Origin of the sequence: Streptomyces sp. NPDC046870 (genome assembly GCF_040704595.1) — a bacterium.
In the GTDB taxonomy this organism is placed as follows: domain Bacteria; phylum Actinomycetota; class Actinomycetes; order Streptomycetales; family Streptomycetaceae; genus Streptomyces; species Streptomyces argyrophylli.
The window spans coordinates 12,302-35,463 of sequence record NZ_JBEYXM010000035.1; the positions used below are offsets into that span (position 1 = coordinate 12,302).

Sequence of the window (23,162 nt, forward strand, 5' to 3'; positions counted from 1 at the left end):
GAGCCTCCTCCCGGTGCCCGGTGCCCGGTGCCCGGTGCCCGGTGCCCGGTGCCTACCCGGCGTCGCGCGTCCGCAGGTCCACGATCCGGCGGATCTTGCCCACCGAGCGTTCCAGTGACTCCGGCTCCACGATCTCCACGCCGACCGACACCCCGATGCCGTCCTTGACCGCCGCGACGATGGCCCGGGCCGCCGCGTCCCGCACCTCCGGCGACGCGCCGGGGCGCGCCTCGGCCCGCACGGTCAGCGCGTCCATGCGGCCCTCACGCGTGAGACGCAACTGGAAGTGCGGCGCCACACCGGGCGTACGCAGCACGATCTCCTCGATCTGGGTCGGGAACAGATTGACCCCGCGCAGGATCACCATGTCGTCGCTGCGCCCCGTGATCTTCTCCATCCGCCGGAACGCCCGCGCCGTGCCGGGCAGCAACCGGGTCAGGTCCCGCGTCCGGTACCGGACGATCGGCATGGCCTCCTTGGTCAGCGAGGTGAACACCAGCTCGCCCCGCTCGCCCTCCGGCAGCACCTCACCCGTGATCGGGTCCACGACTTCCGGGTAGAAGTGGTCCTCCCACACATGGAGGCCGTCCTTGGTCTCCGCGCACTCCTGGGCGACACCGGGGCCGATCACCTCGGACAGCCCGTAGATGTCGACGGCGTCGATCGCGAACCGCTCCTCGATCTCCCGCCGCATCCGCTCGGTCCAGGGCTCGGCCCCGAAGACGCCCACCCGCAGCGAGGTGGAGCGCGGGTCCACGCCCTGCCGTTCGAACTCGTCCAGCAGGGTGAGCATGTAGGACGGGGTCACCATGATGACGGACGGCTCCAGGTCCTGGATCAGCTGGACCTGCCGGGCCGTCATGCCGCCGGACGCGGGGACGACCGTACAGCCCAGGCGCTCCGCGCCATAGTGCGCGCCGAGCCCCCCGGTGAACAGCCCATATCCGTAGGCCACATGGACGACATCGCCGGGCCGGCCGCCGGCCGCCCTGATCGACCGCGCCACCATGTCGGCCCACATGGCAAGGTCGTTGTCCGTGTAGCCGACCACCGTGGGGCGTCCCGTGGTGCCACTGGAGGCGTGCAGCCGGCGGATCTTCTCCCGGGGCACGGCGAACATGCCGTACGGGTAGTTCTCCCGGAGGTCCGCCTTGGTCGTGAAGGGGAAGTGCGCGAGGTCGGCGAGGGTGCGGCAGTCCTCCGGGCGGACGCCGGCCTTGTCGAAGGACTCACGGTAGAACGGCACGTTCTCGTACGCGTGCCGCAGCGACGCGCGCAGCCGCTCCAGTTGCAGCGCCCGCAGTTCCCCGGGTCCCAGCCGTTCGCCCGCGTCGAGCAGGTCCGTCACATCCGCCATCGCGACGTCTCCCTCACCAGCAGCGCCATCCGCCGACCGATCATTCGGTCGATGTGTTCCGGGTCAGTAAATGCAGGTCACGAACCCCGGGGCAAGAGGGCGGTGAAAACATTTCCGCGAGGAGACCGAAATGCGTTGCGGTCCGTCGGTGGGCCCCACCATGATCGGCGGCATGCCGATCCTCACCGCGTCCGACGGCACCCGGCTCGCCTACCACCTGCGCGGACAGGGGGAGCCGCTCGCCGTGGTGCCCGGCGGCCCCATGCGGGCCTCCGAGTACCTCGGGGAGCTGGGCGGGCTGACCGCGCACCGCCGGCTGGCCCTGCTCGACCTGCGGGGCACCGGTGACTCGGAGGTGCCCGCGGACCCGGCGACGTACCGCTGCGACCGGATGGTCGAGGACCTGGAGGCATGGCGGGAGCACATGGGTCTGGAGCACATGGATCTGCTCGCCCACTCGGCGGGTGCCGTCCTGGCCATGCTCTACGCGGCCCGCCGCCCGCAGCGGATACGACGGCTGGTGCTGGTCACCCCCAACCCGTCCGCCCTCGGCCTGCGGGCCGTGCCCGAGGACCGGCTGGCCGCGGCCCGGCTGCGCGAGGGCGAGCCGTGGTTCGGACGGGCGTTCCCCGCCTACCGCGCCTGGCTCACGGGCGAGGCGGACTTCGACGACGTGTTCCTGCCGTTCTTCCACGGCCGCTGGGACGACACCGCCCGGGCCCACGCGGACGCCGAGCTGCGACAGGTCAACGAGGAGGCCGGCGAGCGCTACTTCGCCGAAGGCGCCCTCACCCCCGACGCGACCCGGGAGGCCCTCAAGGCCCTGACGGCGCCGGTCCTCGTGTACGCGGGCGCACTCGACGGCTGGCCGAGCCCCGGCGTCGCCCGCCGCACCGCCGACGCCTTCCCGCACGCCGAGTGTGCCGTCCAGCCCGGCGCCGGGCACTATCCGTGGCTGGACGACCCGCAGGGGTTCGTCAGCCGGACGCTCGCCTTCCTGGACCGGTGAGCGGGATCGGCCCGTCGGCGCCCCCGGCGTGATCCGCTTCGCCGAGGCCGCCCTCCAGGTGCCCGGACGGGCCCGGGAACACCAGGTGGACGGCGCCTCACGGGACGCTCGGGCGCGCGCACGGCGGCGGCTTCCGGTCCTTCCCGATGTGGCTCGCGGGCGCCGCGCCCCCCGGCTCCTGACGACCCCGCCGCGGCGGCCGGCCGGCCCGCCGCAGGGTTCTCCCCACGTGCCCTGTCCGCCGTGGCGACCGGTCGCTAGGCTGACCCGCGGACGACGAACCGGGAGGAGCAGGGACGTGGCCGAGAGCACCATCCAGCAGCCGCCGCTCGCGGGCTGGGACAAGCCGGAGCTGGACCTGAGCAAGGCCGAGTGGCAGTCCAGCAGCCGCGGTCTGGGCGACGTCCAGATCGCCTTCGTCGAAGGCTTCATCGCGATGCGCAACAGCGGCCGGCCGGAGAGCCCCTCCCTGATCTTCACCCCCGCCGAATGGGGCGCGTTCGTCTCCGGCGCCCGTGAGGGCGAGTTCGACCTCACCTGAACCGGGGGAGTTCCGGCCGGATTTCCGGACACGCGACCGGCAGAGCCCTGCCCGGACCGGACCTGAGCCAGGCTGGCCCCAGCAAAGGGAAGGTCGTGTTCCGGAGGTGGGGCGAGGATGGACGCTACGCCGGTCATCGCCGCGGTCGACGGTTCCGCGGACAGTCTGCGCGCCCTGGACTGGGCGCTGGACGCCGCCCGGCGCCGCGCGGCACCACTGCGCGTGGTGCACGTACGGCAGTACGCCGCCTGGGGCCAGGCCGACGTGCTGGTCGCCGGGCCGCCCGGGGCGGAGGGCGATCCCGTGCTCGACGAGGCGCGCGGCCGGCTCGCGGACCAGGCCGCGCCACCGGCCGTCGAGTACCTCGCCGTGGAGGGCGTACCAGCTGCTGTCCTGCCCGAACTCGGCACCGACGCCCAGCTGCTGGTGCTCGGATCCCGGGGCCGCGGCGGCTTCGCCAGCCTGCTCCTCGGCTCCAACGGCCTCGCCGCCGCCCGGGACGCCGAGTGCCCGGTGGTCGTCGTGCCCCGGCCCGACCGGGAGGTGCACGGGGGAGGGCCGGCCGGACCCGGGCCGCGGGTCGTCGTCGGTCTGCACGTCGACAGCCCCGACGAGTCCGTCCTCGGCCTCGCGTTCGCCGAGGCCGCCCTGCGCGGCGCCCGGCTCCAGGTGATCGCCGCCTACCCGTGGCCGGTGCAGATCTGGTCGGCGCCCGGCCAGCCGGTGCCGCCCCCGGTCGACCAGGACGCCGTGGCGCACGAGACCCGCACCCTCGCCGAGGGCTTCCTCGGCCCGCACCGCGAGCGGCACCCAGGAGTACGCGCCGACGCCGAGGCGCTGCCGGGCGACGCGGCCGGCCACCTCGTCGCCGCCTCCAAGGGCGCCGATCTGGTCGTCGTCGGCCGGCACCGGCGGCGGCTGCTCGCCCCCGCCCGCATGATGGGCTCGGTCACCCAGGCCGTACTGCTGCACGCGGCGAGCCCGATCGCGGTCGTGCCACCGGCGCCACCCCAGGAGTGAGGCCGGCCGGCTCAGGGATGCGGGCCGTGTGATCCAGGTGGCGTCGGGTTAGCAGACCGCCCCGCACCGCGCAATCCGTCCGGTGCCGACCGGCGGTCCCACCGCTGTGGTGCGCCGCGCCATGGTGCCCGGACACACCCGAACCTATGGTTCCGGCACTCCCGGCTGGTCCGCCGCGCGTGGGAGCGGCCGGAACCCGTGTGTCCACCGAAGGAGCCGCCATGCCACTGCCCCCGTTCAGCAGGGCACCCGGAGCACCGTCACGGGCCCGCCCGCTGCCTCGTCTCCTGCCCCGTCTGCTCGCCGTCCTCGCCGTGGTCCTCGGCACCGCGCTCGCCGGTCCCGCGCCCCGGGCCCACGCCGCCGTCACGCTCACCCGGGTGAGCGACTTCGGCTCCAACCCGGGCGCCCTCACCATGTACGTCTACCGGCCCGCCACCCTGCCGGCCCACCCGCCGGTGGTCGTCGCCCTGCACGGCTGCACGCAGAGCGCCCAGGTCTACGCCGACAACTCCGGGCTGCCCCAGATCGCCGACCGCGACGGCTTCCTGCTGGTGCTCGCCGAGACCGGCACCGCCAACAACGCGAGCAAGTGCTTCAACTGGTTCCAGGCCGGCGACAACCGGCGCGGGCAGGGCGAGGCCCTGTCCGTCCGGCAGATGGTGAGCCAAGCCGTCACCACCTACGGCGCCGACCCGCAGCGCGTCTATGTCACCGGCCTGTCCGCGGGCGGCGCGATGACCGCGGTCATGCTCGCCGCCTACCCGGACGTGTTCTCGGCGGGCGCGGTCGTCGCCGGCCTGCCCTACGACTGCACCAGGGACAACAGCCCCTACACCTGCATGAACCCCGGCGTCGACCTCAATCCGGCCGCGTGGGCGCAGCGGGTGCGCGACGCCTACCCCTCGTACGGCGGGCCGTGGCCGCGCGCGGCCATCTGGTACGGCGACCAGGACACCACCGTCGCTCCGCGCAACGCCACCGAGCTGCGCGACCAGTGGACTGCCCTGCACGGCCTGTCCCAGACGCCCACGCGCACGACCACGATCGGGCCGGACGCCACCCGGCAGGACCAGTATCTGGCCGCCGACGGCACGGTCGCCGTCGAGGTCGACCGGGTCCCGGGCATCGGGCACGGCACCCCGGTCGACCCGGGCACCGGCGGCGAACAGTGCGGGAGCACCACGGCGCCGTACTTCCTCGACTCGATCTGCTCCAGCCGCTGGATCGCCCGGTTCTTCGGCCTCGACACCAGCGACCCGGGCGGCGGGGACCCGGACCCGGGCGGCGGCACCACCGCCTGCTGGACGGCGAGCAACTACGCCCACGTACAGGCGGGACGGGCCACCACCAGCGGCGGCTACACCTACGCCAAGGGATCCCAGCAGAACATGGGCCTGTACAACACGTTCGTCACCCACACCCTGAAGGAAGCACCCCAGGGATACTTCACCCTCGCCGACACCGGCTGCCCCTGACAGCCAGTCAGCGACCGAGAAGGGCCGCCATGGTGGCCGACGCCGCCGAACGCGCCGTCATCATGGCGGCCCCACACATGTCCGGAACCCCCACACCACCCCTAGCCTCCAGCGCGTCCCCAATCCGCCGGAGGAACCACATGCTTCCCCAGCCCACACCACCACGCGGCCGACCAGGACGGCGCGCCCGGACCGTGCGGCGCACCGCGTGGACGGCGCTCTCCTTCGCCGCCGCCTGCTCCCTCCTGGTCACCCCCGCCACCGCGGCACCCGTCGGACCCGAGCCCATGGACGCCCACTGCGCGGGGCAGGCCCGCCTGCACGTCCCCGGGGCCGCCCGCCAGCAGGCCGACTGCCTCGACGAGCTGACCACCGCCGGGACCGTGGCCACCGGCCACACCGACCCGGCCGACTACGCGGGCCTCACCCCCAAGGACCTGCCCACGCCCAGCGGCGTCCCCGGCATCCAGATCGACGGCTACTTCCCGGACACCTCCACCACCAACACCAACCACGGCTGGCACCACGACTCCCAGTTCGTCATCCGGCTGCCCGACCACTGGAACGGCGGCCTGGTGGTCGCCGGCACCCCCGGCAACCGCGAGCAGTACGCGAACGACCGGGCCATCGCCGACTGGGTACTCGCCCGCGGCTACGCCTACGCCGCCACCGACAAGGGCAACACCGGCACGGCCTTCTACCGCGACGGCCGCCGTCCCGGCGACGCCATCGCCGAATGGAACACCCGCCTCACCCAGCTCACCCGCGCCGCCCGCACCGTCGTCACCGAGCGCTACCAGCGGCCCCCGGCCCGCACCCTCGCCACCGGCATGTCCAACGGCGGCTACCTGGTGCGCTGGCAACTGGAGCACCACCCCGAGCTGTACGACGGCGGAGTCGACTGGGAGGGCACCCTCTGGCGCACCGACGGCCCCAACCTGTTCACCTTCCTGCCGGCCGCGCTGCGCCACTACCCGGCGTACGCCGCGGGCGGCCCCGGCGCGGCCGAGGCCGAGGCGGCGCTGCACCGGGCCGGCTTCCCGGCCGGCTCCGAGTTCCTGTGGCCGTACCACCACCAGGTCTACTGGGACCTCACCCAGCGGATCTACCGCGAGGAACTCGACCCCGGCTACGACGGTGACACCGAGGCCGGCACCCCGTACTGCGCCTCCGGCACCCCGGCCTGCGACGCCGACTACTCCTACCCGCAGCGGCCCGCCGCCGTCCACCGGGCGGTCGACCGCATCGCTCTGACCGGACGCATCGGCAAGCCCTTGATCACCCTCCAGGGCACCCTCGACGTACTGCTGCCGATCAGCCAGGACTCGGACGTCTACGCGCGCATGGTGCACGAGGCGGGCCGCGGCTCCCTGCTGCGCTACTACCGCATCGAGGACGGCACGCACACCGACTCGCTCGCCGACGTCTTCCCCGACCGGCTCCGCCCGATGGTGCCCTGCCACCGCTCCGCCTTCACGGCCCTGGAACGCTGGCTCGCCGGAGCCGGCCGCCCGCCCGCCGACCGCACCGTCGCCCGCCCGGCCGACGCGGACCCGGCCACCCTGCTCACCAGCTGCCCCCTGCGCCAGGCTTAGGGCCTCTCGTCTGGATCATGCCGGGCTCGCGGGGGTCTGGCACCGCGCCTCGCCGCGTTGTCGTCGGTTGCCATGGCTCCGCCTTGCGACGCACGGCACCAGACCCCGCTCCCTGATCCGGCCCGATCCAGACGAAAGACCCTGGGGCCTTTCGTCCGGAGCACGCCAGCCGCTCTGCCGGGCGCCCACAGGTCACCCACCGGAGCCCGGGCACGTACCATGGCCGCATGTCGTTCCTCCGCCGCCGCAGCGCGACCCCTGCCGGACCCGACTTCGACGTGCTGGCCATGGACCCGGGCGACTGGCCGGGCAACCTCGGCGCGGGTCTGCTGCCCGCCCCCGACGGGACCTGCCAGGGCGTCTTCCTGCGTTACGACCTGTTCGGCGGACGCGGCCCCGCCATGATCATCGGCAATCTCCCCGAGGGCTCCCCGGCCCGTGAGGTCGCCGAGGGGGAGATCCCCTTCGAGGTGGGGCAGCTGCTGCTGGCGCTGGAGAACGACGAGGAGGTCACCGTCGTCGGCGTGGAGGACACCCCGGTGCTCCAGGGCGACAACCTCCTCATCGTGCGGCGGCTGAAGCTCTCCGAGAGCCGGATCTCCTGCGTCCAGTTCGACCGCAGCGACGGCGTCCTCGTCACCATCGCCGCCTGGGACCGCCCGATCACCGACGACCTGTACGCCCTGCTGAAGCCGCTCCCGGCGGAGCTTTTCCAGCAGGGCTGAGAGCAGGGACGCGCGCGGGGCGAGGGCCGGGGTGAGGCACCCCGGCCCTCACTCGTGCGCCGGCCTCTCGAGCGTCACGTCCGCCGCCCGGACGAACCCGATCCGGTGGCCGTACTGGATCTCGTAGTACAGGTCCTGGCCCACCACGACCCGGTGCGAGTCGGGCGTGAAGGTCACCGCGTAGTAGTACTCGCCCGGTACCTCGTCACCGACCACGTACTTCTGCCCGGCCGGGATCGTGTAGGGCAGCGGCACCACCGACTGGGCGGGGACGCCCGCCGGGTAGGCCTCCTTCTCCGGGTAGGCGCGGCCGTACACCGGGATGCTGGTCAGACCGTCCTTCGGCCTCACCAGGAGGCCCCTCGCCGGTACGGCCGTCGGGTCCTTGAGGGGATTCAGGAACCAGGCCTTCTGCCCCAGGTACCAGATCGCCGTCCAGTCGCCCCAGCGGTCCGCCACCGCGTACTGCTGGCCGGTGGAGACCCGTGAGGACAGGTCGTTCACCCCGTCCGTCGGGTCCGTCTTCAGACCGATGTCCCTGACCAGCGGGGCGGTCACGTCATGGTCGGTGTACAGCCGCACCTCGCTGGATCCGTGCGCCGTGCACGGCTCGCCCTTGGTGGTGCAGCCGGTGTACACGGGCCGGTTCGAGGTGTAGTCGGGCAGGATCGTCACCACACCGGCGTGCTGGCCGGCCGTGGGCCGGAACGGGTGGCCGAGCAGCTGGAAGTAGTGCTGCCAGTCCCAGTACGGGCCGGGGTCCGTGTGCATCCCCGGGACGGTGGACGCGGTCGGACCGGGCACGTTGTCGTGGCCCAGGATGTGCTGCCGGTCCAGCGGGACGCCGTACGTCCGGGCCAGGTACCGCACCAGCCGCGCTGAGGACCGGTACATCGCCTCGGTGTACCAGGCGTCCGGCGAGACGAGGAACCCCTCGTGCTCGATGCCGATCGACTTGGCGTTGACGTACCAGTTCCCGGCGTGCCAGGCCACGTCCTTGCCCTGGACGTGCTGGGCGATCAGACCGTCGGTGGAGCGGATCGTGTAGTTCCAGGACACATAGGTGGGGTCCTTGATGAGGTTCATGACCCCGTCCCAGGCGCCCTCGGTGTCATGGATGACGATGTACTTGACGCTCTGCGACGCCGGGCGGTCGCCCAGGTCGTGATTGCCGTAGTCGTTGTCCCCGAACTCCTCGTACGGCGCCGGGACCGACACACAGGACACCGACCGGGGGCACTCGGTGCCGTCCGTGGACAGCGTGCGCAGGCCCGTCCGTCCCAGCCTGCCGCTGTCGGCGGTCAGCCGTGGCTGGGCGGCCAGGGACACCTGCTGGCCGTCGTCCGTGACGCGCTCCTCGCCGGTGCGCAGCACGTCGTACACGTCGTCGGCGTACGCGGCGGCGGTCGCGGTGTCGTCGGCGCCGGAGAACCGGGCGACCGCGCCGTACCAGTCGGCCGGGTCGGCGCTGAGCGGCTCGCCCAGCTCCTTCTGCGTGGCGGCGAGCAGGGCGGCGCCGCCCGCCACGTTCGCCGCCGGGTCGGTGCGCAGCTCCTCGGCGGGGATGCCGCTCAGCTCGGCCGCCCTCGGCAGCGTCCTCAGCCGGGCCGGGACCGCCGACTCGGCCGGCACGTCGGCGACGGGGTGCAGCGCGGCACGAGCGCTGTCGCCCCGGGCGTCCTCCGTTCCCCCGGCGAAGTGCTCCGCGGTGGCGAGCGCGGTCCTCGCGTCGGTGAGGTGCATCGGGCCGTAGCCGCCGGTCACGCTCGGCGCGCCACCGTGCGCGTCCCAGCGGGACTGGAGGTAGGAGACGGCCAGCAGCACGCTCTGCGGCACGTGGTAGTCGGCCGCCGCGGTCGCGAACGCGTGCTGCAACCGGTGCGTGCCGGGATCCGTGTCGGCGGGGGCCGGGGCGGCGCCGAGCAGGGGCAGCAACAGGGCCGCGGAGGCCAGCGGGACGGCGGTCCGCCGCAGACGTCTGGGGCCGGGGGTGGACGTGGGGTCGGTGGCGGGTCCTCGCAATGCGGCCTCCTGTGACGGGCGGGGCGTGGCGGGGCGTACGGCGCCGAGCTGGGTCAGTGGTACCGGCTTGCCGACGATCCGTCAATGATGCCCGGCGGAAGGTGATTTCCCATGTCACGGAGGGTTTCCGGCGAGTTTCGCGGCGGCGGTGCCCGGGCCTGCGGGGCGTCACTGGCGTACACCAGTGGATCCCGGAGTCCGGGCCTGCGCACGAAGGTCCGCGGTGCGCCGCCGCTCAGGGCGCACCGCGGAGCCGTCGTCCGGTCAGCGGGTGCCGACCGCCGCGCGGACGGCCTTGCGGGCCATCTGGCAGTCGTCGTGCAACCGCCTGAGCAGCAGCCGCTGTTCCTCGCCGGACGGCATGGCACCGGGGTGGGCCGCGACCGGTGCCGCCGGGGCCGCGTCCTGCATGGACCGCTGGACGGCCGTCTCGTACGTACGGATCTCCCGGGTCAGCAGGAGCATCAGGTTCACCAGGAAGGCGTCCCGGGAGGCCGGGCCCGCCGACTGGGCGATCTGGCTGATCTGCCGCCGGGCCACCGGCGCGTCCCCGAGGACCAGCCACAGCGTCGCCAGGTCGTACCCCGGCAGGTACCAGCCCGCGTGCTCCCAGTCCACCAGCACTGGACCGGCCGGTGACAACAGGATGTTCGACAGCAGGGCGTCGCCGTGGCAGAACTGGAGCATGCCGTGCCGGCCCACCTCATGGGCGATGCCGTGCAGCAGCTTCTGCAGGTCGCCGAGGTCCCGGTCGGTGAGCAGGCCCAGTTCGTGGAACCGGGAGATCCGGGCCGCGTAGTCCAGCGGCATGTCGAAGGTGCCCGCCGGGGGCCGCCAGGCGTTCAGCCGGCAGATCGCGCCGAGCGCGGCCCGGACGTCCGCGCGCGGCGGGGCCTCCACCGGATGCCGCTGGAACGACGCCGTCCGGCCCGGCATCCGCTCGATCACCAGCGTGCAGTTGTCCGGGTCCGCCGCGATCAGCCTCGGCACCCGGACCGGCGGCCGGTGCCGGACGAACGAGCGGTATGCGGCTATTTCCTGGCGGCTCCGCTCCGCCCAGGCGGGCGAGTGGTCCAGGAGACACTTCGCGACGGCCGTGCTGCGCCCTGTCGTCCCGACGAGCAGGACGGACCGTCCGCTGCGCCGCAGGACCTGCACCGGGGCGAACTCCGGGCAGATCCGGTGCACCGAGGCGAGCGCGGTGCGCAGCTGCGCGCCCTGGGGGCCGGACAGGTCCAGCCTCCCGCTGAGCGGTTGGGTGCCGGGCTGGCCCGGGACCCGCCGGGCCCGGCCCGCGACCGGCACGGGACCGCCCGGGCGCGGTGCCGGGTCGAGGTAGGGCCCGCCGCCCGCCGGGCGGGGGCGCAGCGGCCGGGGCGGGGCGGACACGGAGGACGATGCTGCGTACATGGGAGAAACAGATCCCTTCGTGTGCCTGCGGTGCCTGCCTGTACGTCCGCGTCCCGAACTCACGCTCAGGTCGCGTGCCCCGTGAGCGTGGTTCCGGGAGCGTGCGCCCACCCGGCCCGGCCGTCCGGGTACACCCTGGGGAGTGTGCCCGTCGTCGCCCGCCGTGCTCCGCCGTATACGGCCGTCATATGCGGGTGGCGACCGGGTCGGGGTGGCGCGTTCCTACCTGACACCCGATCGCCGGTGGCACACCATCTGGCGGACCCTGGCGAACCGTGGCGAATAGTCGCCCGGCAACTTGCACCGGGCTACTGTCAACTCAGCCGAGAACCTGGGGGCTTGACGTGAGCGGACAACCCAACACCCGCCTTGCGGACCTGTTCGGCCTGGCCGGCTGGTCGAAGGGCGAACTCGCGAGGCTGGTCAACCGGCAGGCGGCGGCCATGGGCCACCCCCAGCTGGCGACCGACACCTCCCGGGTGCGGCGGTGGATCGACATGGGAGAGATCCCGCGCGATCCGGTGCCGCGGGTGCTGGCGGCCCTGTTCACCGAGCGTCTCGGCCGTGTCGTGACCATCGAGGACCTAGGTCTGGTGCGGCACGGGCGTACGGGGAAACGGCAGAGCGACGGGATCGAGGAACATCCCGACGGTGTGCCGTGGGCGCCCGAACGGACCGCCGCGGTCCTCACCGAATTCACGGGAATGGACCTCATGCTCAACCGACGCGGCTTGGTGGGCGCGGGTGCCGCGCTCGCCGCGGGATCCACACTCAGCAGCGCCATGCGCGACTGGCTGCACACCGACCCGGCCCTGAAGGCCGACGCCCCTGTCCTCGACGACCCCTTGAACGCCGACCCCGCCGGGTTCGACCGCTACGAGGCCGCTCCGATCGGGTCCCAGGAGATCGAGGAGCTGGAGCGCTCGGTCGAGGTCTTCCGCGCCTGGGACGCGGCCCGTGGCGGCGGGCTGCAGCGCAAGGCGGTCGTGGGCCAGCTCAACGAGGTGGGCGGCATGCTCGCCTACCACCATCCACCCCACCTCCAGCGGCGCCTGTGGGGCGTCGCGGCCAACCTCGCCGTCCTCGCGGGCTGGATGTCGCACGACGTCGGCCTGGAGCCCACGGCGCAGAAGTACTTCGTCATCGCCGCCCACGCCGCCAGAGAGGGCGGTGACCGGCCGCGCGCGGGTGAGGCGCTGTCCCGGGCGGCCCGGCAGATGGTGCATCTCGGCCGGCCCGACGACGCGCTGGACCTGATGAAGCTCGCCCAGTCGGGCGCCGGCGACCGTCTGCAGCCACGGACGAAGGCGATGTTCCACACCATCGAGGCCTGGGCGCAGGCGTCGATGGGCAAGGGCCAGGCGATGCGCCGCACGCTCGGGCGGGCGGAGGACCTCTTCGTCTCCGACCGGCAGGACGTGGAACCGCCGGACTGGATGCAGACCTTCAAGGACGAGGATCTGTACGGCATGCAGGCGCTCGCGTACCGCACGCTGGCGGAGTTCGACCCGGGCGCGGCCGCCCACGCCCAGCACTACGCGGAGAAGGCCCTCGCCCTGCGCGTCGACGGGCGGGAGCGGTCGAAGATCTTCGACCATCTGTCCATGGCGTCGGCCTGCTTCATCGCGGACGACCCCGAACAGGCCGACCGCTACGCCCGGCTGGCCCTGATGTCGATGGGCTCGAACTCCTCCCGGCGCACCTGGGACCGGCTGCGGCAGATGTACCGGCTGACCGCGGAGTACGCCGGCTACCCGAGGATCCACGAGCTGCGGGAGGAGATCCGGCTCGCGCTGCCCAAGCCGAGGAGCAAGGGGGAGGGCAACAGCGCACGGGCATAGGGGCCTGTGCGCCGACCGGCCCCGGAGGCCGGTCACATGGGGTGACCGTCAGGTCGTGACCTTGGCGACGAGCACGCACGCGTCGTCCTCGCGCCCGGCGCCACCGAACTCCTCGACGACCGTGCGCACACAGTCCTGCGCGGTGCGTGCCGCGCCGAACCGCGGGGCGAGGCCGAGCAGCCGGTCCGCGGCCGCCGTCCTGTCGTGGCCCGACAGCAGCCCGTCGGTGTGCAGGAGGAGCAGGTCGCCCGGTCGCAGGGTGAGGACGGACTGGCCGTAGACGGCGCCCGAGGAGGCGCCGAGCAGGACGCCGTCCGGTGTGTTCAGCACACGCCCCGTCCCGTCGCGGTACAGCAGCGGGGCGGGGTGTCCTGCCTGCGCCCAGAGCAGTGTGCGGGTCTCGGGCCGGTAGCGGCAGCAGACGGCGCTGCCGAGGGCGGGCTGCACGGTGGTGTCGAGTAACTGGTTGAGCAGGGTGAGCAGGTGACCGGGGTCGGTGCCGGTCATCGCCATCCCGCGTACGGCACCGAGCAGCGTGGCCATGCCGGAGGCGACGGCCACGCCCTGTCCGGTGAGGTCACCCACGCTGAGCAGCGTCTGGCCATCGGTCAGTTCCAGGGCGTCGTACCAGTCGCCGCCGAGCAGTGTGGGGGTCGCGGCCGGGAGGCGGTGGGCCGCCAGGTCCAGCGCGCCCGGCCCCTGGCGCGGGAGCCGCAGGGAGCCGCGCCATGGCGGCAGCACGGCTTCCTGCAGCTCTGCCGCGATCCGGTGTTCGGTCTGCTCCCGCCGGCGGTGGCGGTGCAGCGAGTCACGGGTCTCGCGCACCGTCAGCTGGCTGCGGCGCAGTTCGCTGACGTCGCGCAGCACGGCCCACATGGAGGTCGTCCCGCCGTCGGCGCCGAGCACCGGCTCGCCCATCATGTGCACGGTCCGCACGGAGGCGTCGGGCCGTACGACACGGAACTCGCCGTCGATCGGCTTGGCGTCGACCAGGCAGTCCGTGACCATGGCAGTGAGTTTCGGCCGGTCCTCGTCCAGGACCAGGCTGGGCAGCTCGTCCAGGGTGAGGGCCGGACGGGCCGGGTCCAGGCCGAGGATCTGGTACAGCTCGCCGGACCAGGTGGCCTCGTCCGTCAGCAGATCCCACTCGGCGCTGCCGACGCGGCTGAGCAGCGAGCCGCTCGGGGCGGCGGCCGGCGCGGGCGGTGCCGCGGGCTCCGCCGGAGCGGGCTGCGGACCGTCCCGCAGCTGGGCCAAGTGGGCGTCCAGATCGTCGAGTTGGTGCAGTGCGAGGTCGCACAGGGCGCGCTGCCAGCGCTCCTCGGGGTCCGTACCGTCGCTCCGGGTGTCCCGCCGTACGGCGTCCACGTCGCCTTTGAGCCGCCGCGCCTGCGTGATCAGCGCTTCGACCGAGCCGCGCCCGGGCGGCTGGGCGGCTGGGCGGTCCGCGGAGACTGGGGACGGCATGACGGACTCCGATGCGGGACGGTACGACGGGGACGACGAGGGACCGCTACGACTGTCGCACAGCCCGCGACGCCCTGTAAGGGATTCGGCAACACACGATACGGTGGTGCTTCCGGCATATGCCAGAGTCTTCCCGGAGGGTTTCAGGGGGACGAACGGCGTACGCGGTGGAGGGGGCAAGTCGTAGCACCGATACGCGAGTTGAGCCAGTCGATGTCCTCCGGCCCGAGGGTTCAAGCACATGTTCGACGCTTGTGTGTTCCATCGCGATGCGGAGCGGCCGGTACCTGCCGAAGTCTGACCGGAATTGGCGGCATGTGACAGGGCCGCGCCGACTCCTAAAGAGCATGGACATCACCGTCGAACAGCTCGCCGAGGCCCGGCTCGTCACCGCCCAGGACCAGGAGGTCCCGGTGTCCGCCACGCTGCGGTACACCGCCGACGACCCCCTCGCCGTGTTCGTGGACTTCCCGGCCGAGGCCGCGCTGAACGGCGAGGAGGTCACCTGGACCTTCGCGCGCACCCTGCTCGACCAGGGGCTGCGGGCCCCGGCCGGCCACGGGGACGTGCAGATATGGCCGTACGGCGGGGCCCGTACGGTCGTGGAGTTCCACTCGCCGCACGGCATGGCGCTGTTGCTGTTCCCGGCGGCGTCGCTGCGGCGGTTCCTGGTGCGCACGTACGAGGTTGTGGCGGGCGGGCAGGAGGACGTGGCGGGCGTGGTGGAGCGGGGGCTGAGCGCGCTGTTCGGCGGGGTGTGAGGCGGCGATTCACCGAGCGGCGGCGGTTCGGCCGCCGGCCGGCCGGCCCCGGCCGCCCGCGTCCCGGCGTCAGCGGCCCGCGGTGGCGTACAGGTCCGGTCGCGGGGCCAGGTCGACGGCCACCCGGCCTCCCGTCTCCAGCGCGCGGACCCCCGCCTCGGCGACGGCGGACGCCGCGTAGCCGTCCCACACGTCCGGCCCGGTGACCTCCCCGCGCCGGGTGGCGTCGACCCACGCCTGCACCTCACGGTCGTAGGCGTCGGCGAAGCGGACGAGATAGTCCTGCGCCACCTCTTCCCGGGCGCCGCCCCGGGTGGTGACCACCATGGTGTGCTCGTCGCCGATCCGGGCGCTGCCCGCCTCGCACACGGCCTCGCAGCGCACCTGGTAACCGAAGCCGCTGTTCACGAAGACCTCCACGTCCACCAGGGCGCCCCGCTCGGTCTCGAACAGCACGAACTGCGGGTCGAGCAGGCCCTCGGGCGCGCCCGAGGCCGGCGTGGGCCGCAGCACGGTGACCGCCGTCAGCTCCTGCCCGAGCAGCCAGCGGGCCGCGTCGATCTCGTGCGAGACGGAACTGTTGATCAGCATGGCGCTGGTGAAGCCGGCGGGGGAGGAGACGTTGCGGTGCGTGCAGTGCAGCATCAGCGGCCGGCCCAGGGCGCCGCCGTCCAGCAGGGCCTTCAGTCGCCGGTACTCGGCGTCGAAGCGGCGCATGAAGCCGATCTGTGCCAGCCGGTGGCCGAGTGCCGCCTCGGCCTCCACGATCCGCAGGGCACCGGCGGAGTCCGGCACCATGGGCTTCTCGCACAGCACCGGCAGCCGCCGTGCGAAGGCGGCGAGCAGCGCCTCCTCGTGCGCGGGGCCGGGGGAGGCGATCAGGACGGCCGCGACACCGGGCGCGTCGAGCGCGGCGACCGGGTCCGTGTGCACGCTGACCCCGTCGAGCCCGGCCACCGCTGACGCGGCCCGCTCGGCATCGGGGTCGGCCACCGCCGCGACCCTGGCTCCGCTGACCACCTGGTCGAGCCGTCGTATGTGATCGGCCCCCATGTGCCCGGCACCCAGTACCGCCACACCCAGCAGGTCACCCATGCGTGCGCTCCCTTACGCCGACGATCACGCCGTAGCGTACGCCGACGCACGGGCGGGCCCCTGGGGTCAGTACCGCAGCACTCCCGCGATGCCATGGGCGTCGCCGAGCGCGCCGTCGGGCACGAAGCGCACCTCGGCGCCCGTCTCCAGGCACTGCTCGACGATCTCGTCCACGATGTCGTCGCGGGCGTCCAGGTCGCCGGGCTCGGCCGGCACCAGATGTTCGCCGAGATCGCGGACGGTGGCCCGGAAGTCCTCCTCCACCGCCAGCAGCCGGACCCGGCCCTCCCGGGCGCTCTGCCACAACTCGTCCAACCCGGCCGCGTACCTGCGGTGACCGCGCGCCGAGACCAGCTCCTCCACCACGGCCGTGGTGTCCTTGCGGGACTCCTCCTCCAGGACCGGGCGCAGCGCCTGCCAGACCGCGTCGGGGCCGGCGTGCCCGAGGCCGCCGCGCGGGACGTGGACGGCGCACTTGGCGACGCTGCCGACCTCGTCCAGCAGCGACAGCGCCGCCTGCTCGCCCATGACGTAGAGCGGCCGGGGCTGTTCGCGCAGCACCGCGCTCATGGCGGTCTCCGCCTCGCGCAGGAACCGGCGGGTGTCCTCGTCGCGGAAGGTGCTCGGCAGATCGCCGATCCGCATCTGGCGCTCCGCGTCGAAGTTCTCCCGTCTGCGCTCCAGCGGGAAGCCGCCCCAGTGTTCCTCCACGACCCGGTCCGGGCCGCCGCTCCACAGGGTGACGCGGTCCGCGGAGACGGACAGCACCCAGTAGGGCCGCTCGGCGGTGTGTGCGGCGACCAGGTTGCGGGTGAGGAAGGTGTCGGACAGCACCACCCGCTCGGGGACGGTCCGGGCCAGGGACCAGACCTGGTGCTCACCCGGCGCCGCGAAGATCACCAGCCCGTCCTCGGCATGCGTCAGGTCGACCTCCGCGAGGGCTCGGTCGAGCTGTGCCACGACGTCGGCGCGCCGCTCGCGGGTGACGGCGGGGTCGGACTCCAGGCGCCTGCGCGCCTCGGTCAGCGCGTTGCGCAGCCGGACCGGGTCCTGGCCGCTCCCGCGTTCGCGACGGTGCGTCGGCGTCAGTACGGAGACTGCCGGATAGGGGCGCGGGCGCCGCAGTTCGGCAAGGGTCACGGGACTCAGTGCGTGCTCCATGACACGACGATAGGGCGGATTCACCATTACGGCATTCGGGGTAATCCGGGCCTCGACACGCCTGTCGACCACCGCCGGGAGCCCTGCTGGGCGGCGGTGACGCGGGCTCCGTGGCCGATCACCGCGGAGCCCGGCCGGCCCCACCCGGGTGCTGGATCCGTTTCTGACCGCGAAGGCGCGGCGAGGGCGTGCCGCCCGGGCCGCTTGAGGAAGTTTTTGCCTGTGGCCGGTTCGTGTCGCCCCATGCCCGGTGGCGGGCCTGCCCGCGGATTTCGCTGAGGCAAAACGCGGCCGAAACCATGGGGCGGACGCGTGCGCCGTGTTACGGCCGCGTTGACTCGGCCGACCGGCTGACGGACGCTCGTCATATAGGTGCTCGATACAACTGGTTTGGCCGGAGGGTTCTCCGCGAGCGCGGAAGCGCAGGTGAACGCGGGGCCGACGGGCAGCCGGAGGCAGGAGGTAGCGCATGTGCGGCATCACCGGGTGGGTCTCCTTCGACCGTGACCTGACGGCCGAGGGCACCACATTGCATGCGATGACCGAGACGATGGCCTGCCGGGGCCCGGACGACCGTGGCACCTGGACCGAGGGCCCCGCCGCCCTCGGACACCGCCGGCTCGCCATCATCGACCTCCCCGGCGGCCGTCAGCCGATGTCGCTGCCGACCCCCGAGGGCACCGTCGCCCTCGTCTACTCCGGCGAGGCGTACAACTTCACCGAGCTGCGCCGGGAACTGACGGACCGCGGTCACCGGTTCACCACCGACTCCGACACCGAGGTCGTGCTGCACGGCTACCTGGAGTGGGGTGACGCCGTCGCCGAACGGCTCAACGGCATGTACGCGTTCGCCGTGTGGGACGGCCGCGTCGACAAGCTGGTCATGATCCGCGACCGCATGGGCATCAAGCCGTTCTACTACCAGCCCACCGCCGACGGTGTCCTCTTCGGCTCGGAACCCAAGGCCATCCTCGCCAACCCGCTGGTCCGGCCCCGTGTCACGCTGGACGGCCTGCGCGAGCTGTTCGTCATGGTGAAGACGCCGGGCCACGCCTTCTGGGACGGCATGCGCGAGGTGGAGCCCGGCACGGTCGTCACCGTCGACCGCTCCGGCCTGTCCACCCGTGTGTACTGGCGCCTGGAGACCCGACCGCACACCGACGACCGCGACACCACCATCGCCACCGTGCGCTCGCTCCTCGACGACATCGTGCGCCGCCAGCTGGTCGCCGACGTGCCGCGCTGCACCCTGCTCTCCGGCGGGCTCGACTCCAGCGCCATGACCGCCCTGGCCGCCCGGCAGCTCGCCGCGCAGGGCGAGAAGGTGCGCAGCTTCGCCGTCGACTTCGTCGGCCAGACGGACAACTTCGTCGCCGACGAACTGCGCGGCACCCCCGACACGCCCTTCGTGCACGACGTGGCCCGGCTCGCCGGCACCGACCACCAGGACATCGTGCTCGACGCCGAGGCCCTCGCCGACCCCGCCGTCCGCGCCCAGGTCATCCGGGCCCGCGACCTGCCGTCCGGCCTCGGCGACATGGACAGCTCCCTGCTGCTGCTCTTCCGCGCCATCCGGGAGAAGTCCACGGTGGCCTTGTCCGGCGAGTCCGCCGACGAGGTCTTCGGCGGCTACCTCCAGTTCTTCGACGAGGAGGCGCGCCGCGCCGACGCCTTCCCGTGGCTGACGACCATGAGCCGCCACTTCGGCGAGGACGCCGGCGTGGTCCGCGCCGACCTCGTCAAGTCCCTGGACCTGGAGAGCTATGTCGCCGACGGCTACCGCACCGCCGTCGCCGGCATCGACCGGCTGGACGGCGAGAGCGACTTCGAGTACCGGATGCGGCAGATCAGCCACCTGCACCTGACCCGCTTCGTGCGCATGCTGCTCGACCGCAAGGACCGTATGAGCATGGCCGTGGGACTGGAGGTCCGGGTGCCGTTCTGCGACCACCGGCTGGTCGAGTACGTCTACAACACGCCCTGGGCCCTGAAGTCCTTCGACGGCCGGGAGAAGAGCCTGCTGCGGGAGGCGGCGGCGGACGTCCTGCCGCGTTCGGTGTACGAGCGGGTCAAGAGCCCGTACCCGTCCACGCAGGACCCCCGCTACGCCCGCGCCCTCCAGGAGCAGACCAAGGAGCTGCTCGCCCGGCCCTCCCACCGCGTCTTCGACCTCGTCGACCGCGAACGGGTCCGGCAGGCCGCCGAACGCGAGGCGCCGGTCAGCACCCAGGCGGCCCGGCGGGGCCTGGAACGCACCCTGGACCTAGCGGCGTGGCTGGACCTCTACTCGCCCGAGCTGGTGCTCGACTAGGGTCTTCCGTTTGGATCAGGCCGGATCAGGAAGCGGTGCCAGGCCCCGCGAGCCCGGCATGATCCAAACGAGAGGCACTGAGCGGTCAGCCGAGCCCGATGGCACGGTCGGCGGCCGCCGCCGACCGCTGCCACCACGTGGTCACCGGCTCCCAGACCAGCACCCGGCGCCCGGTGCCCAGCCGCCCCGCGGTGAACGAGCGGCCCCAGTGCTCGGCCGCCGCCGCCACCCCGACCCCCACCACCCGGCGGGCCTGCGGGTCCGCCGGGTCGGCGATGGTCCGCACGTCGGCGTACGCGGTGCCGCCCGCCGCCAGCCGGTAGCCGCCCGCGCCGCCCTCCGGCACCGGCAACGCGATGCCGTCCAGGTCCCCGAAGCTCACCGTGGGCACCCGGTCGACGACACACGCGCGCGGGCCGCGGTTGGTGACGCTGGTGCGCAGCACGGTCGGGTGACCGCTCACGGCCTTCGCCCGGATTGTCAGCGCCTGCTCCGCGCAGCGCGCGGGCAGGTCCTGGCCGGTGGCGGCCTGGCTCTGCGGGGCGGTCAGCAGCAGGGCCGCCACGGCGGCCGAGGCGGCGGGTACGGCGATGACGGCACGCATGCGCATGACGGGCTCCTGTCGCGGTCAGGTACGGGATGGGACGGGGTACGGCGGCCTGGACCCCCCTTGTCGAAGGGGACGGCCGGCGCGGCCGGGAGGTTGCCCCGGTGCGCGGCATTCACCCGGATGCGCCACATCCGGTGGCGTGCGGCCCTCAGCCGCCGCTGTCCGGGGTGACACTCCGGCGGATCGCGTCGGCCGGGCACGAGCTGCCGTTCGCGGGCAGCGAGCCGTACAGCAGGAAGTCGTTGACCTTGCGGTGCACACACGTGGAGGACGAGTACCCGGTGTGGCCCTCACCCTTGTTGTCCAGCACCACGGCGGACGGCCCGAGCCGCTGCGCCGTCTCCACGGTCCACTGGTACGGCGTCGCCGGATCGCCGCGCGTGCCGACGAGCAGCATCTTCGCCGTGTGCACGTCCTTCACCCGGTCGCGGATGAAGTCGGTGCCCTTGGGCCGGCCGTAGCACAGCAGCAGCTGGGTGAGCCGGTAGCGGCCGAAGACCGGTGACGCCTGGTCGTAGGCGGCCCGCAGGTCCTTCAGGTCCTTGGTGAGCCGTGCCGCGGTGGGCCGGTCGGGATCGTCCGCGCAGTTGATCGCCATCAGCGCCGCCGGCAGGTTGTCCGCCGGGACGTCCTCGGTGTCGGCCAGCCCGCCGTCCGCCCGGTGCCGCTCGCGGGGCAGGCCGATGCCGCCCGTGGCGAAGGCCAGGACGCGCCGGGTGTCGCCGTCCTCGATCAGCGAGGCCAGCGCCCGCTCCAGCGAGGGCCACAGCTCCCTGCTGTACAGGCCCTGTCCGATGGCGCCCACCAGGTCCTGGCCGGAGAACGAGCCGCCGAAGTCCGTGGGCACCGGGTTCTCGTCGAGCGAGCGCACCAGCCGGACCACCTGGTCCCCGGCCCTGCGCCGGTCCTGCCCGAACGGACAGCCGCGGTCCGTCGCACACCAGTCCAGGAAGTCGTCCAGCGCCGTCTGCTGTCCCGCGGCTCCCGCCACTCCCTGCTCGGCCGGCGACTCGGTCAGCGTGTCCACGCCGTCCAGGACGACCCGGCCTACCTTGCCGGGGAACTGCGCCGCGTACACCGCGCCGAGCCGGCTGCCGTAGGAGAAGCCGAGGTAGTTGAGCCGGCCGTCGCCGAGCGCCTGGCGGATGACGTCCAGGTCGCGGGAGGCGTTCACGGTGCCGATGTGCGCCAGCACCGGGCCGGAGGACCGGGCACACTGGTCGGCGGTCTGCCGCAACTGCTTGAACAGCGCCTGGGGACGGCTGACGTCGGTCTCCTTCTCCGTCCCGGCCGAGGCCAGGCCGTCGTCGCCGCAGCTGACGGGGGAGGACCGGCCGACCCCGCGCGGGTCGAAGGTGACCAGGTCGTAGCCGTTGGTCAGGTCCATGAACTGCTTGCCCTCGGCGGCCAGCGCGGGAATGCCGGCGCCGCCCGGTCCACCGAAGTTCAGCAGCAGCGAGCCCCGGGACGTCCCACTGGCGCGGTAGCGGGCCAGCGCCACGTCGAGCGTGCCGGCGCGTGGTCGCGCGTAGTCGAGGGGGACGGTGACCTTCGCGCACTGGAGGTCTTCCGGGGTGTCCGTGCCCGGACAGGCGGTCCAGGTGAGCTTCTGCCGGTAGAACCGGGACAGGTCGGGCTGCGGCTGGTCGGCGGCAGCCGCGGGCAGCCCGGCTCCGAGCAGCGCCAGGACGAGGACCGAGACACCCGCGCAGCGCCGGACGGCGGGCCGTGTGGACAGCTTGGCCAGCATCGTTCGCCTCCCGGGGCGCCCGCCGCGGACCGGGGACGGCGCCCTCGGAACAGGTTAAGCGGGCCCCGGACGGCCCGCCTCCGGGCGGGCGGGACGGCTGCGGCCGGTGTACTCTCCGCGCCTCCATGCCCCGTTGGTGATCTTTCGGCGGCTTTACATGCAGTTCGATAACCGTGCCGCTCGATGGGGTGAAAGACCGATTAGCCATAACTCCGATTGGTTCGGCTCCGTTCTAGGTGGTGCGGGTGAGTGCTCGCGATGAAGTCTGGAAGGCAGGGAACCTATGAGACGGGCTACCCGAAACGGTGTGATCGCCGTCGCCGCCGCGTCCGGCGCGATGGCCGTGGCGCTGCCGGTGTCCACCGCTTTCGCGGCGGGCGGGTCCGACGCCCAGGGCTCGGCGGCCGGCTCGCCCGGGCTGGTCTCCGGCAACGGCATCCAGCTGCCGGTGCTCGTGCCGGTGAACGTCTGCGGCAACACGGTGGACGTCGTGGGGCTGCTCAATCCGGCCGCGGGCAACGCGTGCGCCAACACCGGCGGCGGCAAGAGCGACGGCACGGCGAAGGACGCGGGGTCGGCCGCGTCCGGTGGGGCCTCCGCCCACGGCGGCGCCGAGGACTCGCCCGGCGTGCTCTCGGGCAACGGCGTCCAGCTTCCCGTCGACCTGCCCATCAACGTCAGCGGGAACAGCGTCGACGGCGTCGGCGTCGGCAACCCGGCCCACGGCAACCAGTCGGTCAACGGCCCCGGCGAGGAACCGACGCGGCCACCGGCCCCGAGGCACCGGGCCCCGAAGCCGCCGGCCCCCGTCCGGTCGCACCCCGCCCCGCACCCGGCGACCTCCACGCTGGCGCACACGGGAGCCGACGTGACGGCCCCGGCCGTCGCGGGCAGTGCCGCGCTCCTGCTCACCGGCGCGATCCTGTACCGCCGCTTCCGTCCGGGCCGCCCCCACTGACCCACCCCCGCACGGCCCCACCGGACCCCGGCCCGGTGGGGCCGTGCCGTC

At 73.3% G+C, this 23,162-nt stretch carries 18 protein-coding genes; 10 read left to right on the forward strand and 8 right to left on the reverse strand.

From position 1 onward, the window contains the following. Window positions 1-52 precede the first annotated feature (52 nt). Window positions 53-1,357, reverse strand: a complete 1,305-nt coding sequence (gene paaK / locus AB0946_RS38480) for a phenylacetate--CoA ligase PaaK (RefSeq protein WP_366765381.1) — start codon at window positions 1,355-1,357, stop codon at window positions 53-55. Window positions 1,358-1,529: 172 nt separating this feature from the next. On the opposite strand from paaK, the gene AB0946_RS38485 reads away from it, so the two are divergent. The 6 genes from AB0946_RS38485 (at window position 1,530) to AB0946_RS38510 (ending at window position 7,725) form a co-directional block, all read left to right on the forward strand. Continuing rightward, the gene (locus AB0946_RS38485; RefSeq protein WP_366765422.1) at window positions 1,530-2,366 is read left to right on the forward strand and encodes an alpha/beta hydrolase; all 837 of its coding nucleotides are present in this window, start codon (window positions 1,530-1,532) and stop codon (window positions 2,364-2,366) included. A gap of 298 nt (window positions 2,367-2,664) precedes the next feature. After that, entirely contained in the window at window positions 2,665-2,907 is a 243-nt protein-coding gene (locus AB0946_RS38490; protein ID WP_014670828.1) for a DUF397 domain-containing protein, read from the forward strand. Window positions 2,908-3,024: 117 nt separating this feature from the next. Next, the gene (locus AB0946_RS38495; protein ID WP_366765382.1) at window positions 3,025-3,927 is read left to right on the forward strand and encodes a universal stress protein; all 903 of its coding nucleotides are present in this window, start codon (window positions 3,025-3,027) and stop codon (window positions 3,925-3,927) included. A gap of 221 nt (window positions 3,928-4,148) precedes the next feature. After that, the gene (locus AB0946_RS38500) at window positions 4,149-5,405 is read left to right on the forward strand and encodes a PHB depolymerase family esterase (protein ID WP_366765383.1); all 1,257 of its coding nucleotides are present in this window, start codon (window positions 4,149-4,151) and stop codon (window positions 5,403-5,405) included. A gap of 140 nt (window positions 5,406-5,545) precedes the next feature. Further along, complete coding sequence (locus AB0946_RS38505; RefSeq protein WP_366765384.1) at window positions 5,546-7,000, forward strand: 3-hydroxybutyrate oligomer hydrolase family protein; 1,455 nt, start codon at window positions 5,546-5,548, stop codon at window positions 6,998-7,000. A gap of 227 nt (window positions 7,001-7,227) precedes the next feature. Next, on the forward strand, window positions 7,228-7,725 hold the full coding sequence (locus AB0946_RS38510; protein WP_030339601.1) for a hypothetical protein: 498 nt from the start codon (window positions 7,228-7,230) through the stop codon (window positions 7,723-7,725). A 48-nt stretch (window positions 7,726-7,773) separates the two neighbouring features. Here the strand turns inward: AB0946_RS38510 and AB0946_RS38515 are convergent, their stop codons facing one another. Further along, a complete protein-coding gene (locus tag AB0946_RS38515) occupies window positions 7,774-9,747 on the reverse strand; it encodes an N-acetylmuramoyl-L-alanine amidase (protein WP_366765386.1) in 1,974 nt (657 codons plus the stop codon). 264 nt (window positions 9,748-10,011) lie between these two features. Further along, window positions 10,012-11,157: an aminoglycoside phosphotransferase family protein gene (locus AB0946_RS38520; RefSeq protein WP_366765387.1), complete on the reverse strand. Its 1,146-nt coding sequence runs from the start codon at window positions 11,155-11,157 to the stop codon at window positions 10,012-10,014. A gap of 344 nt (window positions 11,158-11,501) precedes the next feature. Between AB0946_RS38520 and AB0946_RS38525 the strand changes: the two genes are divergently transcribed. Further along, on the forward strand, window positions 11,502-12,998 hold the full coding sequence (locus AB0946_RS38525; protein ID WP_366765388.1) for a hypothetical protein: 1,497 nt from the start codon (window positions 11,502-11,504) through the stop codon (window positions 12,996-12,998). Between the two features lie 48 nt (window positions 12,999-13,046). On the opposite strand, the gene AB0946_RS38530 is transcribed toward AB0946_RS38525, so the two are convergent. After that, window positions 13,047-14,465 carry a SpoIIE family protein phosphatase gene (locus AB0946_RS38530; protein ID WP_366765389.1) on the reverse strand — a complete coding sequence of 473 codons (1,419 nt, stop codon included), beginning with the start codon at window positions 14,463-14,465 and terminating at the stop codon, window positions 13,047-13,049. Window positions 14,466-14,812: 347 nt separating this feature from the next. Here AB0946_RS38530 and AB0946_RS38535 point away from each other — a divergent pair, with 347 nt between their 5' ends. After that, entirely contained in the window at window positions 14,813-15,226 is a 414-nt protein-coding gene (locus AB0946_RS38535; RefSeq protein WP_366765390.1) for an SsgA family sporulation/cell division regulator, read from the forward strand. Between the two features lie 69 nt (window positions 15,227-15,295). On the opposite strand, the gene AB0946_RS38540 is transcribed toward AB0946_RS38535, so the two are convergent. Further along, window positions 15,296-16,321 (reverse strand): Gfo/Idh/MocA family oxidoreductase, encoded by a 1,026-nt coding sequence (locus tag AB0946_RS38540; protein WP_366765391.1) that lies wholly within the window; start codon window positions 16,319-16,321, stop codon window positions 15,296-15,298. Between the two features lie 66 nt (window positions 16,322-16,387). Next, window positions 16,388-17,482 carry a chemotaxis protein gene (locus AB0946_RS38545; RefSeq protein WP_366765392.1) on the reverse strand — a complete coding sequence of 365 codons (1,095 nt, stop codon included), beginning with the start codon at window positions 17,480-17,482 and terminating at the stop codon, window positions 16,388-16,390. Between the two features lie 469 nt (window positions 17,483-17,951). Here AB0946_RS38545 and asnB point away from each other — a divergent pair, with 469 nt between their 5' ends. Continuing rightward, a complete protein-coding gene (asnB, locus tag AB0946_RS38550) occupies window positions 17,952-19,793 on the forward strand; it encodes an asparagine synthase (glutamine-hydrolyzing) (RefSeq protein ID WP_366765393.1) in 1,842 nt (613 codons plus the stop codon). 85 nt (window positions 19,794-19,878) lie between these two features. Here asnB and AB0946_RS38555 read toward each other — a convergent pair whose 3' ends face one another. Together AB0946_RS38555 and AB0946_RS38560 are read right to left on the reverse strand one after the other, a co-directional pair. Continuing rightward, window positions 19,879-20,403, reverse strand: a complete 525-nt coding sequence (locus AB0946_RS38555; RefSeq protein WP_366765394.1) for a DUF4232 domain-containing protein — start codon at window positions 20,401-20,403, stop codon at window positions 19,879-19,881. Window positions 20,404-20,551: 148 nt separating this feature from the next. Continuing rightward, entirely contained in the window at window positions 20,552-22,153 is a 1,602-nt protein-coding gene (locus AB0946_RS38560) for an alpha/beta hydrolase (RefSeq protein WP_366765395.1), read from the reverse strand. A gap of 283 nt (window positions 22,154-22,436) precedes the next feature. On the opposite strand from AB0946_RS38560, the gene AB0946_RS38565 reads away from it, so the two are divergent. Further along, window positions 22,437-23,111 carry a chaplin gene (locus AB0946_RS38565; RefSeq protein WP_366765396.1) on the forward strand — a complete coding sequence of 225 codons (675 nt, stop codon included), beginning with the start codon at window positions 22,437-22,439 and terminating at the stop codon, window positions 23,109-23,111. The last annotated feature ends 51 nt before the right edge of the window (window positions 23,112-23,162 follow it).

Bases quoted from the DNA above. Each gene is read 5' to 3' on its own strand.
- paaK (WP_366765381.1), bottom strand. From the start codon at position 1,357: ATGGCGGATGTGACGGACCTGCTCGACGCGGGCGAACGGCTGGGACCC.
- AB0946_RS38485 (WP_366765422.1), top strand. From the start codon at position 1,530: ATGCCGATCCTCACCGCGTCCGACGGCACCCGGCTCGCCTACCACCTG.
- AB0946_RS38495 (WP_366765382.1), top strand. From the start codon at position 3,025: ATGGACGCTACGCCGGTCATCGCCGCGGTCGACGGTTCCGCGGACAGT.
- AB0946_RS38500 (WP_366765383.1), top strand. From the start codon at position 4,149: ATGCCACTGCCCCCGTTCAGCAGGGCACCCGGAGCACCGTCACGGGCC.
- AB0946_RS38505 (WP_366765384.1), top strand. From the start codon at position 5,546: ATGCTTCCCCAGCCCACACCACCACGCGGCCGACCAGGACGGCGCGCC.
- AB0946_RS38510 (WP_030339601.1), top strand. From the start codon at position 7,228: ATGTCGTTCCTCCGCCGCCGCAGCGCGACCCCTGCCGGACCCGACTTC.
- AB0946_RS38520 (WP_366765387.1), bottom strand. From the start codon at position 11,157: ATGTACGCAGCATCGTCCTCCGTGTCCGCCCCGCCCCGGCCGCTGCGC.
- AB0946_RS38530 (WP_366765389.1), bottom strand. From the start codon at position 14,465: ATGCCGTCCCCAGTCTCCGCGGACCGCCCAGCCGCCCAGCCGCCCGGG.
- AB0946_RS38535 (WP_366765390.1), top strand. From the start codon at position 14,813: ATGGACATCACCGTCGAACAGCTCGCCGAGGCCCGGCTCGTCACCGCC.
- AB0946_RS38540 (WP_366765391.1), bottom strand. From the start codon at position 16,321: ATGGGTGACCTGCTGGGTGTGGCGGTACTGGGTGCCGGGCACATGGGG.
- AB0946_RS38545 (WP_366765392.1), bottom strand. From the start codon at position 17,482: ATGGAGCACGCACTGAGTCCCGTGACCCTTGCCGAACTGCGGCGCCCG.
- asnB (WP_366765393.1), top strand. From the start codon at position 17,952: ATGTGCGGCATCACCGGGTGGGTCTCCTTCGACCGTGACCTGACGGCC.
- AB0946_RS38555 (WP_366765394.1), bottom strand. From the start codon at position 20,403: ATGCGCATGCGTGCCGTCATCGCCGTACCCGCCGCCTCGGCCGCCGTG.
- AB0946_RS38560 (WP_366765395.1), bottom strand. From the start codon at position 22,153: ATGCTGGCCAAGCTGTCCACACGGCCCGCCGTCCGGCGCTGCGCGGGT.
- AB0946_RS38565 (WP_366765396.1), top strand. From the start codon at position 22,437: ATGAGACGGGCTACCCGAAACGGTGTGATCGCCGTCGCCGCCGCGTCC.